This is a genomic window from Streptomyces sp. NBC_01474, assembly GCF_035918215.1.
In the GTDB taxonomy this organism is placed as follows: domain Bacteria; phylum Actinomycetota; class Actinomycetes; order Streptomycetales; family Streptomycetaceae; genus Streptomyces; species Streptomyces aureus.
Genome location: NZ_CP109449.1, coordinates 1,970,408 through 1,985,216, shown reverse-complemented (window position 1 = coordinate 1,985,216; position 14,809 = coordinate 1,970,408). Strand labels below are relative to the sequence as shown.

Here is a 14,809-nt window from a genome sequence, read left to right as displayed (position 1 = left end):
TCGCCTAGGACCTGAAGGAGTCTCTCCCAGTCTTCCCGAGGCGGTCCTGGTGCCTGGATATAGAGCCGCCGACGAGTGCCTCGCCGAGCGGGGTGCGCCGGTAGAGCACCGACCGTCCGGATCGGGCGCGGACGAGCAGCCCCGCGCCTCGCAGGATGGCCAGGTGGTCTCCTACCGCGCCGGGTGCCATGGCGAGGCTTCGGGCGAGGTGACTGGTACTGGCCGGGGCGTCCAGCGCCACCAGCAGCCGGGCTCGGGCCCGGCCGACCAGAGCGGTCAGCGCGTCCGGTTGGGGGACGGTCTCCTGTTCGCCCCACAGGGCGGCGGTGCCGCGGGCAGGGTAAACCAAGGTCCTGGGCCAGGGGTCTTCCAGGTGGGCGGCGATATTCCCGACGAAGACCGAAGGGATCAGCAGTAGCCCATCGCCGACGAGGCGGACTGTTCCGCCTCGGAAGAAGCCGATCTCGATACCGCCGGCGCGCCAGACGATGCCCGGGTGCAGGCTCTCGATGGTCGTGGCCCATCCCTGTTCGCCGATGACACCCACCCGGTGCACGACATCGCGCTCACAGATCGTGCGCAGTTGCGGCCAGTCCGGGGCGAGCAGCTCGTGCCACGCCTGGTCCATCGCCCCGGCGATCCTGGAGACGGCGTCCGTCGAGTCCAACACTGCGCGTACGCGGGGATCACGGGCGGACGGGCCGGTCGCAGTGGTGGCGAATTCGTGGCGGGCCGCTTCCAGCGGTGTGGCCCGGATCATGGCCAGGTCGTCTGCCCAGGTCTGGTTGAGGCCGCGCGGGGGCGGAGCGACGAAGTTCGGTCCGCCTTGCGGGGCCTGCAGGGCGAGGACGGCGTTCAGTTCGGTCTCGCGGCGAAGCCGTTCAAAGGCCGGCAGGAGCCGAGTGGCCCAGGCTCGCGGCAGCGGCCGGCCTTGGCCGGCGAGCGACCGTAGCAGTAGGCAGAGGTCCATCGCCGGCGACAGTGCGAAGCGGCTGCGCAGCAGGTCCTCGACGGAGACTTCGAAGCGGAGCACCCTGCAACGCTACCGCGGGACGTCTGTTCCGATTCGTCCAGCGACGAATCATTGGTGAGTGGCGTGGGCGCACGGCGAGGGTGGGCGCCATGACCCCAACCGCCGAACCCGCGCAGGGCAACCACCGTGCCACCTACCGGGAGGTGCTGGCCGAGCCGCGATTCCGGCTGCTCTTCTCGACCCGCACCGTCGCGATCACAGCGGACTCGCTGCGGATCACCACGTTCTCGGTGCTGGTCTTCGCGGCCACCGGCTCCGCGCTGTTGAGCGCCCTGGCCTTCGGCATCGGCTTTCTCCCACAGTTGTTCGGCTCGCTGCTGCTGGGCTCACTGGCCGACCAACTGCCGCCCCGCGCGCTCATCGCCAGCGGCTACGCCCTGGAGTGCGGCGCCGCCCTGCTGCTCGCCCTGGTGCGGATGCCGATCGCGGCAAGCCTCGGCGTCGTGGCGCTGGTCGCCCTCGCCACACCGGTGTTCAGCGGCGCATCGAGTCGGCTGGTCGCGCAGTGGCTGGAGGGCGACGCCTATGTACTGGGCCGTTCACTGAACAACATCGCTGCCTCCGGCGCGCAATTGTTCGGTCTGGCGCTGGGAGGTGCGGCCGTCACGGTACTCGGCCCGCACCGGGCACTCGCGGTAAGCGCCGCCCTTTACCTCGGCTGCGCGCTCGCTGTCCGCATCCGGCTACCCCGGCTGCAGCTGGGAGAGTTCGTCGGCACACCCGGCAGCGCTCGGGGCGATGGCGGGGCCGTCAGGGCAAGCCTGCACGGTGCCGGCCTGCTGCTGCGCGGACGCACGGTGCGACGGCTGATGCTGGCCCAGTGGCTACCGTCCGCGTTCGTAGCGGGGGCGGAAGGCCTGATCGTCGCCTACGCGGGAGGACGCCACTTCGCGCCTGGCTGGTACGCGGTGCTGATGGGCTGTCTGCCGGTCGGCATGCTCGTCGGTGACCTGCTGGTGGGCCGACTCCTACGGCCACTCACCCGGGAGCGACTGGTAGTCCCGTTGACTGCGCTGATGGGACTGCCGCTGGTCGCCTTCGCCGCCGAGCCCGGAGTGGGCCTCTCGTCCTGTCTGCTGCTGCTCTGCGGCTTCGGATTCGCCTACGGTCTCGGCCTGCAACGGCCGTTCCTGGACGCCCTGCCGCGGGATGGCCAAGGCCAGGCCTTCGGTCTGCTCGGCTCCGGCAACATGACGCTGCAGGGCGTCGGGCCGGCCTGCTTCGGCTTGGCGGCCGCGGGCATCGGAACAGGCGGCGCAATCGCCGTGGCAGGCGGCGCGGTGGCGCTTACCGCCGGCTGGATTCTCACCTGGCACCAGCCCACCTCCCCTGTCCCCGTCCCGAACTGCTCAACGGGATCAGAGAACGGCACCGGACAGCATGCGTGTAGTCCTCCTGCGCAGTACCCGTCGCAGGTCGGGTCGGCCGCGAGCCGTCACGCACCCCACCCCCACACGTCTCTCTGATAGAGAGTCAATCCTGTTAGCTCATTGTGTGAGGAGTCCGAAGTCTCGGCTCTGCCAGCCGTTGCGGACCACGTACGGGATCTCGGGACCACGAACATGGAAGGTTCATGCCGCATGATCGATAAATTCGCGAAGGACAACCTGCACGGGAGACTGCGGCGGGACCGCGAGGCGCTGCTTTGGAAACTCGACGGCTTGTCCGAATACGACGCCCGCCGGCCTTTGACCGTGACAGGGACTAATCTCCTCGGCCTGGTCAAACACGTGGCCACTGTCGAGGCCGGATACTTCGGCGAGGTCTTCGGCCGCCCTTCCCCGGAACCGCTGCCTCGATGGCAAGACTCCGACGGCAGCGATCAGTGGGCGTCCGAGGACGAGACCCGCGATCAGATCATCGGGTTTTACCGGCGCACGTGGGAACACTCGGATGTGACGATCAACGAGCTTCCCCTCGACGCCCCCGGCCACGTGCCGTGGTGGCCGGAGCCCTATCCCAACACGAACCTGTTCGCCATCATGGTCCATGTCCTCGGCGAGTCCATCCGGCATGCCGGGCACGCCGACATCCTGCGCGAGGGCCTCGACGGCCGGACCGGGTTGCGCGCCGAACACGAGAAGCAGATCGACGAGGAAGCCCGCGCAGCCTACCGCGCCAAGATCGAGCAGGCTGCCAGGTCGGCCGCATCAATCAAGGCTTAGTTAGAAGCCGTTGTCGTTCCGATCTTGAGGGGTGTGCGTCGAACGGGAGTCTCGATCGGTGATCGCCGCTGGCCGCGGGCATAGAGGCAGGGCCTCTTGGTAGCTCGGGGTTGCGCGAAGCCAACCGAGACCCAGGGGACCCTGTTGCCGCTTCTACGTGCTTGCGCCGGTGGAGTTCAACTCGACTGCTCCATCGTGTGATTGTGTCGCCCACCGGTTCGGAAACGCAGTCGATCACCCGGAACGTGTTCGGCGGTTATCCGTCGGACATGACAGACGCGGAGTGGGCGGCGGTCCGGCCGCTGCTGCCGGTGCCGGCCTGGCTGCGCGGCCGCGCCTTTCCCGATAGCCGCTCGTGCGGTCCGTACCGGGTTGCCCACCAGCAGCCCGGTCTCCTCCTTGAGCTCGCGCCGCAGGGCTTCGTGCATGAGCTCGCCGTCCTCGACCCCGCCGCCGGGAAGTGACCAGAGAATCTCCCCGTCGGCGCCGAGGCTCTCTCGCACGAGCAGGATCTCGCTGCCTCTGCGGACGATGCCAATGACCCGTTGCACCCGGGGTTTTGGGGCCTTCGAATCCTCTACCCTCATCCGTAGGCCGTACGTCATGGGACAGCCCTCTGTAGAAAGAGCCGACGAAGAGACGGCCATACAGGACTGCGTCAGAAGAGGTCCAGTAGTTCCGTCAAGGAAGCGATGGACGGCACATCCGAGGTCGTCGAGTTGCGACAGACTGCGCGTCCTGGATATCCGAGTGTGATCGCGGCGGCGACCAGGCTCGGATCGTCGTCGACGAAGAGGCATTGTCCGGGGGCGAGATTCAGCGCGGTGCTGGCGTGGTGGTACATGCGCGGGTCCGGTTTGTCGCAGCCGAGTTCGGCGGAGATCGTGTACGCCTCGAAGAACTTGCCGATCCCGAGTCCGGCGTGGAGGTCGGGCAGATCGGGCCAGGCGTCCGAGACCACCGCCATCCGTACGCCCCGCCGGCTCAGCTCTTCCAGAGTTCCTACGACCTCCGGGTACGTCTCCAGGACCGTGGCCGGTGGGACCTCGCGGCGCAGGTCGGCCAGGAGTTGCGAGGTCGGTTCCACGCCGAGGTCGCGAAGCATCACCCGGTGGTAGTCGTCATAGTCGGGCGTCGACGGCGAGGCGGCGAAGAATTGGTCGCCCGTGACGATGGCCGCCGTGAACTGTTCCGGCGTGATCGAGGGGGCGTAGGAGAGGACGGTCTGCTCGAAGTCGGCTCGTGGGTTCCACCGGCCGCCAATCGGCTGCATCAGCACGCCGCCTGAGTCGAAGAGAACAGCACGGAGATCTTCAGCGGAGGATGCTCGTGTCGTCACCCGCCCAGTCTGGTGACCGGACGCCCCGGTAGTCGCCGAAACGGCGCCTACTGGCATATGCCGCAGGTTGAGTTGCCTGCTCTCGCAGAAGAATCGCCAGGCGGTGTCTCCACCGAGCCACCTGATCACGGACTGGGACGCTCGCGCGGCGGGTTCACCACCAAGCTGCACTTGGCCGTCGAGCAGGGCCAGAAGCCTATGTCGATCGTCGTGACGGCTGGGCAGCGTGGTGACTCGCCGCAGTTCGAGCCCGTCTTGGAGAAGATCCGTGTGCCCCGCGTCGGGGCGGGCCGGCCACGTGCCCGCCCCGAGCGAGTGCGGGCTGACAAGGTGTCTGGGATGGTGCAGCGGATTCCGCGGCGGCGCAGGTAGGCGCGGCGGCCGACCAGGTACGTAACCGCAGGAAATTCGGCTCCCGCGGTGGCCGGCCGCCACATTTCGACCCGCGCGACTACGGCGAGCGCCACGCGGTCGAGTGCGGGATCAATCGCCTCAAGTGTCACCGGGCTGTGGCCACTCGCTATGACAAGCTCGCGGTCCGCTATGAGGCGACGGTACTCGTAGCGGCCATCAACGAGTGGCTGTGATCACCACCTCCACAGGAGTCCTACGCGACCCTGACCACGTACTTGCCCTGGACGCCGCCCGCCTCCAGCGCCCGGTGGGCCGCCGCGGTCTCTTCCAGGGGGAAGACCGTGTCCACCGCGGGGCTCAGCTTCCCCTCGACCACATGGCGGGACAGGTCGTCGAAGTGCGCCCGCGTAGGGTCGCCGCTGAAGAAGCGCACCCGGCCGTGTCCGTGGACCGTGCTGGCAACGAGGTAGCCGAGCGACGCAGCGGGCCGTTTCGGGTCGAAGGCGATGGTGACCATGCGCCCGCCGGGATTCAGCAGGCCGCGGAAGGCCCGCAGTTCGGTCCCCGCGGTGTCCAGGACCACGTCGAAGCGGTCCAGTTCCCCCGACCGCACGATCCGGTGGTCCACGGCCTTGTGCGCGCCGAGCCCGCGGACGAAGTCGAGGTTGGCTGCACGGGCGAGGGCCGTGACCTCGGCGCCGTACGCCCGTCCGAGCTGGACGGCGGCGTTGCCGACGCCGCCCGCCGCGCCCCGGACGAGGAGTCGTTCGCCGGGGCGCAGCCCGGCTTTGTCCCGCAAGGCGGTGACGGCCGTGGTGGCCACCGGCAGCGCGGCGGCGTCTACCAGATCCAGTCCGTCAGGGACCCGGCCGATCCGCTCGGCAGGCACGGTCACGTACTCGGCGGCGCTGCCGAACCCGGAGGTGCGGCCCAAGACCCCCCATACGCGGTCGCCATCCACAAGCCGTGCGACTCCGGCACCCAATGCGGCGACCTCACCGGTGAAGTCCAAGCCGACACGCTTGGGGAATTTCCGGCCGGTCACGAGGCGGACGCGGCCGGCACGGGCTGCCAGTTCCCCGCCGTTGACGCTGAACGCGTGCACCTTCACCAGCACCTCGCCGGCGGCCGGCTCGGGGCGTGGCACGCGGCCCAGGTACAGCACATCGGGGCCGCCGTAGCGGTCGTAGAGCACTGCCTTCATCATGCGGTCGTTCATCGTTCTCCCTTTGCCGCCGGTGGTCGTACAAGGAACTGACACCGACGGTAGGCTCCTAAGTGGACGCAATCGTCCGTTTGGACCCGAAGCGAGAGGCAGTGATGGTGGAATCCTCTCGGATCGCAGCCCAGGACGGGCTGCGGGCCGACGCCCGGCGCAACCGGGAGCGCGTCCTCGCCGCCGCCCGTGCGGTCTTCGCGGAGCACGGGATCGACGCCCCGATGGCGACCGTGGCGCGTCGGGCCGGAGTCGGCGTGGCGACGCTGTACCGGCATTTCCCGACCCGGGACGCCCTGGTGCGGGGGGCGTTCGCGCAGCAGATGGACACCTGCGTGCGGGCGCTCACCGAGGCTCTGGCCGCCCCTGACCCGTGGCAGGGATTCCAGCAGCTGATCGAGACGGTCTGCGCTCTGCAACGGGAGGAACGCGGGTTCCCGGCCGCGTTCGTCGCGTCCTTCCCGGACAGCACGTCGGAACACGCGCAGGCCCGGCAACGAGCCGAGCGGGACTTCACCACCCTGGTACGCAGGGCTCAGGCGTCGGGCGCTCTGCGGGCCGATTTTCACCCTTCCGACCTCGCCGTGGTCCTGTTGGCACACTGCGGTTTGGTGACCGCCCTACCGGGTGACGGTGCAGCGTCCCGGCGCCTCGTGGCCTACCTGCTCCAGTCGTTCCGCGCCGACACGGCCAACGAGCTGCTGCCTCCGCCGACTGCGCTGACACTGCGCAGTCTCCCGATCGCAGCTGACAGTCCCCAGCGGCAGCGGGCCCCCAGAGCCTGACCTGACACGGCACCTGCCGCGGGGCGCGTCCAGTCCGACAACTCCACTTTCGCAACAGGCCCTGGTGTTCTGAGCTAGGAATTCTATTCAGACAGCTGGCGAGGCGTTCGAGGATTTCGTCTGCGGTCTTCGTCCAGACGTAGGGCTTCGGGTCGGTGTTCCAGGTGGCGATCCAGCTGCGGATGTCCTTCTCGAGGGCCTGGACGGATCTGTGGACACCTCGTCGTATCTGTTTGTTGATCAGTTCGGCGAACCATCGCTCGACGAGGTTGAGCCAGGACGAGCCGGTTGGTGTGAAGTGTCTCCTTCGACGACGCGACCTGCACCGCATTGGGCTCCTGCCATGGAGCAGCTGCAACTCGGCACCGGAGAGCGGCTTGGTGGCGAAGGCGCCGCCGTCGAAGCCGTGCATGACGAGGCCACCCGACTGTTCGAGCGCGGTCGCAGCGGCGAAGTCACAGAAGTGGGCTTCGTCCCTCGCCCTCGCCCGCGACCTGGCCATCTCCCTCATTCGGGCGGGGGTAATCGGTTGCTCAGGCCGGATAGGGGTTGTAGCAGTCCAGGGCCGGGTGGTAAAGCACTTGCCAGGTGCGGTCCTCGATGATGCCGCTCGCCGGGAGACCGTGGCAGCCCTGGATCCACTCGATCTTCTTCAGCATGACCGAGTCAAAGACCCCGTCGAGGGTGAGCTTGGGCGGCTCGCCTCCCCACGCGTTGCTCAAGCATTGCGCCTGCTTTACCCCCACACCGGTGTCCCCGAACATAACCGCGGGCCGAGACGCCGACGAGAGGTAGGAACACTGATGGGGGACGGCTGCGGCGACAGGTGGCACTGCCAGGCCTAGTGCTGCGGTTGTACACAGCGCCGCACCCAAAGTGGCCAGTCTGTGCTGTCTCATGCCGCTCCTTCCGGTCCGGCCGCTTGCTGGAGCGGCCCGGCGTCGGGGTGCGATGGATGGGCCCCATTATCCCCACAGTCAACAACGCCTGCGAGTTGCGACTGTTACGGCCGTGGCACCGGCGTCATGAGCCGGGTAGACCGTTCGCCAGCTCCCGTACGTGGTGCGCCAGCTGAGGTGTTCGACGAGCGTGACCGTCAGGGGTGCAGATCAGGAAGATGTCAATTCGACCCGTTCTCTGCCGGTCCCCGCCGGGGATCCTGGGTGAGCGTGGTGAGTGAAATGCACATGTGATGCCCGCACAGCGCAGGCCGGATCGCGGCATGCGGGTCGATGTCAGTGGAATGATCGAGTGTCGGCCGGGGGCTCGGCGGCGAGCTCAGCGGTTGCGGTCGAACGGGTGACCGCGGTCAGCCGCCCGTGCGGCAGCCAAGGGCATCGCCGGGTCAGGCGGTTCGCCGTCCCGCCTCTGGACGTCCACGACTGCATCGTGATCGCGGATCAGGCTCCTCATTCGTAAGTTTCCTGGGCAGCAGGGGCCGATGCGTGAAGGCCTTGCGCGCGGGGATGTCCCGTACGTGAGCGACGACATAGGGGTACGCCCTCCGAACTCCTGGACATGAAGGCGGGCTGAGTAGGGCGGTCTGACAGGCTCTACTCTGGACTCACGGTATTCATCACCTGGCGGGGGACAGTGTGGAGTTCACGGTCATACCTACAGAGGAGTCCGCGGACGCGTCGCTGCTCGCGCTGGCTGAATGGCTCCGATCAGGGGCTGCCGTGTTTCGGTTGGCACACGGGCAGAGGCTGCCGCCTGCTTCATGTCGCTTGCCGCCTGGCTGCAGACACATCAGGCGCAGCGCGGACTCACTCTTTCTCTGCCCGAGCAGAACCTGGACCTCGCAGCGGTCATGGACACCGACTCCCGGCAGCGGATCCTCCACCTGCTGACGGCAGGGCGGCCTGAGGGCCCGAACGTGCCGGACCGGGGTGCTGCAGGTGGTGCAGGTCCGTCCGGTGAGCAGCGCCCGGTGCCTGAGCAATTCCCGCCTCGTGGTCGTGTCAAGTTCCGTCCGCGCCACCGCGATCCGGGTGCCGACGGGCATGCGCCGCCGGGCCCTCCGGTGATCGATCCGGATGACGACTGGCCGAGGGAAGAGCAGTAGGCGTGGGAGACATCGCCAAGGGCGTACTGGGAGGCGGGTGGGCCCTGCTGGTGGGCTGGATCCTGCCCGCGGCCCTCAACCTCGTGGTCTTCGCCCTCGCCGTGGCCCCGAGCCTCCGACGCCCCACGGTGTTCGGGCCGCTGTGGCCGGCCTCCGGCCGGCCCACCCCGCTGGCGCTGCTGGTGGCCGCCTGTCTGCTCGGTCTGGTCCTCAACGCCCTGCAGACGCCCCTGTATCGCCTATTGGAGGGCTACCTCCTGTGGCCCCAAGGCGCCTACCGGCGGGGCATCCGCGTCCAGAAGAACCGGCGCGACAAGGTGAAGAGCCTCACCCATGGCGAGGGCGTGCCTCCTATCCGGCGGGCGCTGCTGGCGGAGAAGCTCAGCCGGTACCCGGCCGACGATGACCAGATCGCCCCGAGCCGGCTCGGCAACGCCATCCGTCGTTTCGAAACCTACGGGTACGACCGCTACTGCCTCGACACACAGGTTCTGTGGTCCGAACTGACCAGTGCTGCCCCAGAGATGGCGAACAAGCAGGTCCACACCGCACGCACCAACGTCGACTTCTTCGTGGCCCTGCTGTACGGGCATGGCGTCATGGCCGCCACCGCCTTCGCGTCCTTGGGCGCTGCCCACGCCAACCGGCCCGTGCTCGTGGTCACGGCGCTGGCGCTGATCGTCCTGATGCCCCTGTGGTACCGGTCAGCAGTGGCAGCCACCGACGAATGGGCATCAGCCGTGAGGGCCCTGGTCAATCTCGGCCGCAAGCCCTTGGCCGACGGGCTCGGGCTGCTGCTTCCCAAGCGCCTGGACGACGAGCGCGCCATGTGGAAACTCGTCACCCGTATGTCCAACCGCCCCTACGCGGCGGCCGCCGACCTCGCGTTGGCTCCCTACCGTCTGGAAGTGCCCCAGGCCGCGGCGAGCCCTCCACCGACGCACCCCTGACGGCCCGTCTGCAGACCGACAGTAGTCAAAGGACCAAAGGACCCAAATTGGCTCGGCCTGGCCATTTACGCGTCGCCGCATCTCAAGTTCGCCGAACTTGTCGGTCAGGGCAGCGTTGGCAGTCGAACTCGCCATCTGGTCAACGTATTTGAGTAGCTGTACTCAGTCGGGCGGTCCGCCCGCTCGCCCAACATGGGGAGTATGGCGAAATGGATTTTCGACGTCGGCCTGGCCGTCCTGTTGGCGGGGCTCGAAGTGGTGGCGCTGCTTGCTGTCTGGTTCGTCGGAGCCATGGAGAAGTGGCCTGCCAAGGGAGCGCCCGTTCCCGATCGGATGGGCCGGGATGTGTTGGCGCTGAGCGTGGCGGCGGTTTCCTCGGCCTCCATCGGGTACGGCTGTTCTCTTGCCGCGCTGCCGGTGGCCTGCGTGTCCCAGGCGGTGATGGCAGTGCTTCTCACGCTGCTGCTTTTCCTGGGTGTGGGCACCGAGTGCAGCAGGCGGATCGGGAGAGAGCGACGACGGCGCCGTCTTCGGCGGGAACGACTTCGCTGGCACGAGTCCCAGCGAGATGACAGCCGCCAGACCTCGGCGCGGGGCCGTCAACCTCGGCAGCCGCGGTGACGCGCGGGCGCTCTCGAAGTCGCATCGTGACCGGTCTTTCGCCGCCCGGACTGGGGTGGCTGCTACGGCACCGCCGGCTCCGCACTGCCCGGTAGGGGCGCCTGGCGCGGTTGCGCTTCACGGGCGGAGGGCGAGGATGGGCCGTGGGGAGTCACGGCCCGGGGCAGAGCAGCAGACGCGGCCGGCGAGGCCGCGCGGACAGGGCGCTCGCGCGCCCGCGACATGGAGTCGACATGACTGATCTTCCTCCTCCGATCACGCCCTACCTCGAACCCGCCGCGAAGGAGCTGAGCGAGGCCACGGACCCGCACCCGCGCATCTACGAAGTCCCCCCGGAGAAGGGTCGCGACATCCTGCTCGGCCTGCAGAGCGACCAGAGCGTGCCCCGTCCCGAGGTCGATGAGGAATGGGTCGACGTGGACGCAGGGGAGTGGGGCACGGTCCGCACCCGGATCATCCGGCCCAAGGGGACCACCGGCCCACTGCCGGTGGTGTTCTACATCCACGGCGCCGGCTGGGTCTTCGGCGACGACAAGACCCACGACCGCCTCTTCCGCGAACTCGCCGTGGGCGCCGGGGCGGCAGGGGTCTTCCCTGTCTACGACCGCGCACCCGAGGCGAAGTACCCCACCCAGGTCGAGCAGAACTACGCCGTGGGCCAGTGGGTCCTGCAGCACGGCGCGGAACACGGACTGGACACCTCGCGGATCGCCGTCACCGGCGAGTCGGTCGGCGGCTGCATGTCCGCCGTCTTCGCGCTGATGAACAAGGAGCGCGGCGGGATCGACCTCAAGGCGCAGGTCCTGCTGTATCCGGTGGCCAACGCCGACTTCGACACCCCCTCCTACCTCCAGTTCGCCGAGGGCTACTACCTCACCCGCGACGCCATGAAGTGGTTCTGGGACGCCTATACCGCCGACCACGCCCAGCGTGCCGAAGTGCATGCCTCCCCGCTTCAGGCGTCCCTGGACCAGCTCCGGGGGCTGCCCACCACCCTGGTCATCACCGACGAGGCCGACGTGCTGCGCGACGAGGGCGAGCAGTACGCCAACAGGCTCCGCGAGGCCGGCGTGGACGTGACCTCCGTGCGGGTGGCAGGCATGGTCCATGACTTCCTTCTGCTGGACAGCCTGCGCGACACCCGTGCCGCCAACGTCGCCCGCAAACTTGCCGTCGACGCCCTGCGGGCAGCCCTGCACGACGACTGAGGCCGCTTCACCGCGCCGGCGGTCCACGCTCCCCGGTGTGCCGAAGCGCGAAAGTTGGCACCATCAGCGGCTACTGGCCTGTGCCCCTGGCCCGGCGATGCGCGGTAGCTGTCAGCAGATCGGCAAGCTACTTGTCACCAGCAGCGCGGAAAGCATCGAAGTTGTCACCACAGCTCCGGTGGCCTGCCGGCCAGCTGACCTGCACCGCGCTATGACTGAACGCGCCAGTTGGCCACTTTGCGCATCACGGATGGCCGGACGAGGACAGCGATCTATCCGCGTTTCGTCATGCAGCGGACAGACTCCACGCCCAGGCCGAGCGCACCTGGTAGTAGCCGCGGCCCGGCCACCGGAAAGTGAGCTCGCCGGAACCGCCCTCGGCCACGGTCACCCGGTAGGCGAGCCGGTCGTCCAGAGCCTCCACCTGGATCACGCTCGGTCCCTCGTATCGCAGAACACCCGGCCCCGGGTCCCCCCCCCCGGTAGTGCACGACATCGGACCCGGTGCCGTTGATCTCGTCGTGGAAGCGGAGGGCCTCTCGCATCGGTGCCGCAGTCGCCGTCCACGTCTCCCGGCCGCCGGAGGCAAATACCCGGAAGGCGACTGCCTTCTTCGCCTCCGGCAGCGGAATCCGGGCGACGACGGGGGTGCCGTCGCCTGACAGCCGGTAAAGCCGTGAGGAGCGCCCCTTCCTGCCCTCGAAGCGCAGGTTGACCGGTGCCCGCTCGTTCGTCGAGAAGACCATGAGGGCCGGACGGTACGACGGCACGGCCAGTTGATGCGTCTGGTCGCCGCTGCTTCCCGTCCCGCTGACTTGCGGCTGAGGGGCGCTCACCAGCGTCGTCATCGGGAACTTGGCCGTACGCGGCTGTGCGCCAGGGCGTCTGCTGCCCGGTTCCGGCCGCGGAGTGATCGGGCCTGGGCTTTCCGCCAGGCGCACCGCGTCCGCAGCGCACACGGAGATGTTGCGGGCGCTACCCCCAGGAGGCGCCCACAGAACGGGTCGCCGCGACCGCAGCCATCTCGGAGTAGGTCCGCAGCATCGTCCGCGCCACCTTCCCCGACGTGGACGCGGACGCCCTGTCGACCACGGTGTGGGCCCTTGTCCACGGCCTTGCGTTCCTGCACCTCGACGGCAAACTCGACATCTCCACCCCTGAGGTGGTCGCCACCCAGGTCCACGCGGCCGTCCACGCGCTCTTCGACGCCTCCCCGGCAATGTCCCGGACTGCCGCACCGTCCGGGCGAGTGAGCGACTGAGGCCGCACGAGCGACCCGGATACCAGCGCGGATGCCCCGACCGTGACAGCAGCGGACAGGGATGCGCGCCCCTGCCGAGGGACCTGGTAATCGAGGTCGCGGCAGGCACCACCCGGCACTACGCTGGCCCCCCTTCCCACCAGGCCAGGGAGCAGCGTGCCGCCGTCCTTCGCCCACCAGATAACCAAGTACAACCCCGCCGACCGCGACGAGCGCGGGCACTACAACGGGGCCGAGGAAGCCAGGGGTGGGCAACGAGTGCGCTGCGAGGACGCAGACCCTTGGTGATCTGTTGATGCATCCGAGTCGGGTGGGGTGACCAGTCGTGGATCGTCAGCGGCGCATCCAGATCTTGCCACTGGTGTCCTCGTCATAGCCTTCGCAGCAGAGGCCCACGGCAATGACCTGGGACGTGCCGGGGATGACAGCGAGGCCGGTGATTGAGTGGTCGGAGGCGACATGTTCGCTCGACCAGTTCCGGCCGTCGTAGTGGAAGACCAGATCGTCTCCGCTCGCGGAGAATGCGGAGACAAAGACCCCGCCCTGCCCGTCGGCGGCGGCATTGACGAACTTCCCGGAGACGCCGGAGCCGACCACACTCACCCACTTGTGCCCGTCCCAGCGCACCGCGACAGGCCCGACGACGCCCCCCATTCGACCCGTGCGGCCGACCGCCCAGAGCTGCGTCGGCGACTGTGCGGCGAGACCGCGCAGCTCTCCGGTCGGCCCCGCGACCGCGGGCGGCAGCGGCACCGTGCGCCACCTCCGCCCGTCCCAGTGCAGAGTTACCGGTCGGCCCCGGCCCTCGCCCACGGCCCAGACATCCCGAGGCGACAGGGCGTGCATGGCATGCACGCACACCACCGACGGCAGGGCGACGGCCGACCAGCCCGCAGCCGTATGGTGCCGCAGGAACGAACGACAGGTGCCGTCACCGCCCGGCCGCCGAGCCGCCACCCACACGTCGCCGGGCCCCGCGACGGTTGCCGCATCCACCAAGGAGTTGGGCTCACGCCAGGCGAGTGTCCACTGGCTGCCGTTCCACCGCGCCGCTCGGGACTCTTTGCCGCCGGCCAGCCCCGCGGCACCGAAGACCCACACGTCACCCGGCCCCGAAGCTGCGACGACGCGCAGGCTGTTCAGGCCGAGCTGCCCGGGTACCTCGACACCCGTCCACGTCCCGCCGCGCCACCGCATGACGACCGGCTCGTTGTTCTCGTCTCCCACCGCCCATGCGTCTAGCGCGCCCGTAGCCACCACGCCGTTCAGGTTCCCGGGGTTGCCGGTGTGGCCCACCGGCCGCCAGGGCCCGGAGTCGGCCTTCCCGCTCTGACGCGCCGTCGGACGCGTGCCCTTGTCCGGCGCGCAACCGCCGACCGTCATCGCCAGGACTGCGCTGAGCACAGCAATCACAAAGCGGCGCACTGGCCGCACCCCCTCTTCATCCCCACCTGAAGCGCGATCGTACGAGAGCTGACAGCTTTCGTCAGCCAGAGCGCCCCCAGCCCTTTGCGCACTGCCTCCAGCGCGTTCGTGTGGTGATGGGGAGCGACGCACGCTGCGGGGTGCCCAGAGTCTTCTGAGAAGGCGCGTGGCACCGCGTCTCAGACAACTCTGGGCACTGCAGGTCGGAGACTCGCCCTGCTCACACTTATCTGGGACAGGACAGTTGTCCTGTCCCCGGGATGTGTAGGTGTCCTTGTCCGCTGTCAGCCAATCGAGGCGTTTGACAGCGAACCCAGTCGTTCGGGCTTCCTTGCCAGTGAACCCAGTCGCAAGACGGATAGCGCTGTGAGCGCCAGGTGACGGTAC

14 protein-coding genes and 3 pseudogenes are annotated in these 14,809 nt (G+C 68.6%); 9 read left to right on the top strand and 8 right to left on the bottom strand.

Annotated elements, in window-relative coordinates; translation table 11 throughout:
- Positions 1–4 precede the first annotated feature (4 nt).
- Positions 5–1,033 (bottom strand): ArsR/SmtB family transcription factor, encoded by a 1,029-nt coding sequence (locus tag OG758_RS09475; protein ID WP_326709574.1) that lies wholly within the window; start codon positions 1,031–1,033, stop codon positions 5–7.
- Between the two features lie 89 nt (positions 1,034–1,122).
- On the opposite strand from OG758_RS09475, the gene OG758_RS09470 reads away from it, so the two are divergent.
- Both OG758_RS09470 and OG758_RS09465 read left to right on the top strand, forming a co-directional pair.
- Positions 1,123–2,499, top strand: a complete 1,377-nt coding sequence (locus OG758_RS09470) for an MFS transporter (RefSeq protein ID WP_326709573.1) — start codon at positions 1,123–1,125, stop codon at positions 2,497–2,499.
- A 114-nt stretch (positions 2,500–2,613) separates the two neighbouring features.
- Positions 2,614–3,198: a DinB family protein gene (locus OG758_RS09465; protein WP_326709572.1), complete on the top strand. Its 585-nt coding sequence runs from the start codon at positions 2,614–2,616 to the stop codon at positions 3,196–3,198.
- A 176-nt stretch (positions 3,199–3,374) separates the two neighbouring features.
- Here the strand turns inward: OG758_RS09465 and OG758_RS09460 are convergent, their stop codons facing one another.
- Together OG758_RS09460 and OG758_RS09455 are read right to left on the bottom strand one after the other, a co-directional pair.
- Positions 3,375–3,785 carry an NUDIX hydrolase gene (locus OG758_RS09460; RefSeq protein WP_326715856.1) on the bottom strand — a complete coding sequence of 137 codons (411 nt, stop codon included), beginning with the start codon at positions 3,783–3,785 and terminating at the stop codon, positions 3,375–3,377.
- A gap of 71 nt (positions 3,786–3,856) precedes the next feature.
- Positions 3,857–4,594, bottom strand: a complete 738-nt coding sequence (locus OG758_RS09455) for an HAD family hydrolase (protein ID WP_326709571.1) — start codon at positions 4,592–4,594, stop codon at positions 3,857–3,859.
- Between the two features lie 24 nt (positions 4,595–4,618).
- Between OG758_RS09455 and OG758_RS48890 the strand changes: the two are divergent.
- Positions 4,619–5,124, top strand: a pseudogene (locus OG758_RS48890) (transposase); the annotation flags it as partial.
- A gap of 20 nt (positions 5,125–5,144) precedes the next feature.
- Here the strand turns inward: OG758_RS48890 and OG758_RS09445 are convergent.
- Positions 5,145–6,110 carry an NAD(P)-dependent alcohol dehydrogenase gene (locus OG758_RS09445; RefSeq protein WP_326709569.1) on the bottom strand — a complete coding sequence of 322 codons (966 nt, stop codon included), beginning with the start codon at positions 6,108–6,110 and terminating at the stop codon, positions 5,145–5,147.
- Between the two features lie 101 nt (positions 6,111–6,211).
- Here OG758_RS09445 and OG758_RS09440 point away from each other — a divergent pair, with 101 nt between their 5' ends.
- Positions 6,212–6,892: a TetR/AcrR family transcriptional regulator gene (locus OG758_RS09440; protein WP_326709568.1), complete on the top strand. Its 681-nt coding sequence runs from the start codon at positions 6,212–6,214 to the stop codon at positions 6,890–6,892.
- A 64-nt stretch (positions 6,893–6,956) separates the two neighbouring features.
- On the opposite strand, the pseudogene OG758_RS09435 reads toward OG758_RS09440, so the two are convergent.
- Both OG758_RS09435 and OG758_RS09430 read right to left on the bottom strand, forming a co-directional pair.
- Positions 6,957–7,193, bottom strand: a pseudogene (locus OG758_RS09435) (IS630 family transposase); the annotation flags it as partial.
- A 232-nt stretch (positions 7,194–7,425) separates the two neighbouring features.
- A complete protein-coding gene (locus OG758_RS09430; protein ID WP_326709567.1) occupies positions 7,426–7,656 on the bottom strand; it encodes a peptidoglycan-binding domain-containing protein in 231 nt (76 codons plus the stop codon).
- Between the two features lie 956 nt (positions 7,657–8,612).
- On the opposite strand from OG758_RS09430, the gene OG758_RS09425 reads away from it, so the two are divergent.
- From OG758_RS09425 to OG758_RS09410, 4 genes are all read left to right on the top strand, one after another.
- Complete coding sequence (locus OG758_RS09425; RefSeq protein ID WP_326709566.1) at positions 8,613–8,957, top strand: hypothetical protein; 345 nt, start codon at positions 8,613–8,615, stop codon at positions 8,955–8,957.
- 2 nt (positions 8,958–8,959) lie between these two features.
- Positions 8,960–9,907: a hypothetical protein gene (locus tag OG758_RS09420; protein ID WP_326709565.1), complete on the top strand. Its 948-nt coding sequence runs from the start codon at positions 8,960–8,962 to the stop codon at positions 9,905–9,907.
- Positions 9,908–10,108: 201 nt separating this feature from the next.
- The gene (locus OG758_RS09415) at positions 10,109–10,528 is read left to right on the top strand and encodes a DUF6234 family protein (RefSeq protein WP_326709564.1); all 420 of its coding nucleotides are present in this window, start codon (positions 10,109–10,111) and stop codon (positions 10,526–10,528) included.
- 233 nt (positions 10,529–10,761) lie between these two features.
- The gene (locus OG758_RS09410; RefSeq protein ID WP_326709563.1) at positions 10,762–11,736 is read left to right on the top strand and encodes an alpha/beta hydrolase; all 975 of its coding nucleotides are present in this window, start codon (positions 10,762–10,764) and stop codon (positions 11,734–11,736) included.
- Positions 11,737–12,022: 286 nt separating this feature from the next.
- Here the strand turns inward: OG758_RS09410 and OG758_RS09405 are convergent, their stop codons facing one another.
- Positions 12,023–12,169 carry a hypothetical protein gene (locus tag OG758_RS09405; protein WP_326709562.1) on the bottom strand — a complete coding sequence of 49 codons (147 nt, stop codon included), beginning with the start codon at positions 12,167–12,169 and terminating at the stop codon, positions 12,023–12,025.
- Between the two features lie 564 nt (positions 12,170–12,733).
- Between OG758_RS09405 and OG758_RS09400 the strand changes: the two are divergent.
- Positions 12,734–12,997, top strand: a pseudogene (locus tag OG758_RS09400) (TetR family transcriptional regulator); the annotation flags it as partial.
- A 333-nt stretch (positions 12,998–13,330) separates the two neighbouring features.
- Here the strand turns inward: OG758_RS09400 and OG758_RS09395 are convergent.
- Positions 13,331–14,401: a hypothetical protein gene (locus OG758_RS09395; RefSeq protein ID WP_326709561.1), complete on the bottom strand. Its 1,071-nt coding sequence runs from the start codon at positions 14,399–14,401 to the stop codon at positions 13,331–13,333.
- Positions 14,402–14,809 lie beyond the last annotated feature (408 nt).

Bases quoted from the DNA above. Each gene is read 5' to 3' on its own strand.
- OG758_RS09430 (WP_326709567.1), bottom strand. From the start codon at position 7,656: ATGTTCGGGGACACCGGTGTGGGGGTAAAGCAGGCGCAATGCTTGAGC.
- OG758_RS09440 (WP_326709568.1), top strand. From the start codon at position 6,212: ATGGTGGAATCCTCTCGGATCGCAGCCCAGGACGGGCTGCGGGCCGAC.
- OG758_RS09470 (WP_326709573.1), top strand. From the start codon at position 1,123: ATGACCCCAACCGCCGAACCCGCGCAGGGCAACCACCGTGCCACCTAC.
- OG758_RS09415 (WP_326709564.1), top strand. From the start codon at position 10,109: ATGGCGAAATGGATTTTCGACGTCGGCCTGGCCGTCCTGTTGGCGGGG.
- OG758_RS09410 (WP_326709563.1), top strand. From the start codon at position 10,762: ATGACTGATCTTCCTCCTCCGATCACGCCCTACCTCGAACCCGCCGCG.
- OG758_RS09460 (WP_326715856.1), bottom strand. From the start codon at position 3,785: ATGAGGGTAGAGGATTCGAAGGCCCCAAAACCCCGGGTGCAACGGGTC.
- OG758_RS09445 (WP_326709569.1), bottom strand. From the start codon at position 6,110: ATGAACGACCGCATGATGAAGGCAGTGCTCTACGACCGCTACGGCGGC.
- OG758_RS09455 (WP_326709571.1), bottom strand. From the start codon at position 4,594: ATGCCAGTAGGCGCCGTTTCGGCGACTACCGGGGCGTCCGGTCACCAG.
- OG758_RS09425 (WP_326709566.1), top strand. From the start codon at position 8,613: ATGTCGCTTGCCGCCTGGCTGCAGACACATCAGGCGCAGCGCGGACTC.
- OG758_RS09465 (WP_326709572.1), top strand. From the start codon at position 2,614: ATGATCGATAAATTCGCGAAGGACAACCTGCACGGGAGACTGCGGCGG.